At 79.3% G+C, this 459-nt stretch carries 1 protein-coding gene; it reads left to right on the forward strand.

Features of this window, described 5'->3' with window-relative positions; translation table 11 throughout:
* A partial coding sequence (locus FOE67_RS28285) for an Rv3235 family protein (RefSeq protein WP_182667632.1) occupies window positions 1–459 on the forward strand: 459 nt, incomplete at both ends.

Consider the following 459-nt stretch of genomic DNA (forward strand, 5'->3'; position numbering starts at 1 on the left):
GTCCCACCGTCCCCGCCGTACGCCTCGGCCGACTCTCCCGCCCCCTCACCGCGGGTGAGCCCGTCGGCCGCCCCGACCCCGACAACCCGCAGCTCTGGTTCGCCCGCACGCTCCTGCTGGTGCTGGGCGGACTGCGGCCGATCCACGTCCTCGTCGGACACACCGACGCCGCCACCTACGACCACCTGATCCCGCGGGCCGCGCTCGCCCCGCTGCGCTCCCCCGGCGCCCGGCCGACCCCGTACCCGAGCCTGCTCGGACTGGGGTCCTGCCGCCCCCGCCCCGACGTGGTGGAGGCGTTCGCCAGGGTGGCCGTCCCGGAACGGGTCCACGCCCTCGCCTTCCGGCTCGGCCGGCGGCCCCGGGGCTGGCGCTGCGAGGCGGTGGACCTCGGTCCGCTCGACCCCGTGACCGCCGGCCCCCGGCGGGCCTCCGGGAACCCCCCGGACCGGCTCGCCC

The organism is Streptomyces calidiresistens, from assembly GCF_014141525.1.
Lineage (GTDB): Bacteria > Actinomycetota > Actinomycetes > Streptomycetales > Streptomycetaceae > Streptomyces > Streptomyces calidiresistens.